Genomic DNA, 441 nt, shown 5'->3' with positions numbered 1-441 from the left:
GTACACATCGTATCCTCGCAGCGCCTCCGCGATCTCATCCATCCAGTCCCAGCGCTCAATCACATGATCGATGACCATCGGGAAACCACAGCCCGCGATCAGCGGCAGCGACCGATGAAACGCAGAGAGCAGCGGCATCAGCACCTTCGGCCGCACCGCATCGTCCTTCAGTACATGCTCCGGCGTCATGAAGATGAACTTGTCATTCGAGACGTACAACAATGGCTCCGGCATGGCCTTTGCAGCGCGGTGGCCAGCGTGGTCTTCCCTGAGCTGGAGGTTCCATTCAAAAGGATGACGGCGGCTCTGTGCATCCCGCAGCCTTATCATCTGCAAAAAGCGCCGTCTATGGTTTCCCTGTGATCACCGCCTCAATGCGGTCGCCATACGGATGAATCACAAACGCCGCAGTTTGAGCGCAAACACATCCTTGCCCGGCTC

The 441-nt window shown here is 57.8% G+C and carries 1 protein-coding gene and 1 pseudogene; both read right to left on the bottom strand.

Annotation, left to right across the window (positions count from 1 at the left end):
• Window positions 1-234: pseudogene (locus I6F37_RS40245) on the bottom strand (chloramphenicol phosphotransferase CPT family protein); the annotation flags it as partial.
• The gene (locus I6F37_RS46495; protein ID WP_225154416.1) at window positions 186-314 is read right to left on the bottom strand and encodes a chloramphenicol phosphotransferase CPT family protein; all 129 of its coding nucleotides are present in this window, start codon (window positions 312-314) and stop codon (window positions 186-188) included. The gene I6F37_RS46495 and the pseudogene I6F37_RS40245, both read right to left, overlap by 49 nt.
• Window positions 315-441: the final 127 nt, after the last annotated feature.

The sequence above is a fragment of the Bradyrhizobium sp. NBAIM08 genome (assembly GCF_020193935.1).
GTDB classification, from domain to species: domain Bacteria; phylum Pseudomonadota; class Alphaproteobacteria; order Rhizobiales; family Xanthobacteraceae; genus Bradyrhizobium; species Bradyrhizobium yuanmingense.
This window is presented reverse-complemented; position numbering and strand designations above follow the sequence as displayed.

Excerpts from the sequence above, each read along its gene's own strand:
- I6F37_RS46495 (WP_225154416.1), bottom strand. The coding sequence starts at position 314 with ATGCACAGAGCCGCCGTCATCCTTTTGAATGGAACCTCCAGCTCAGGG.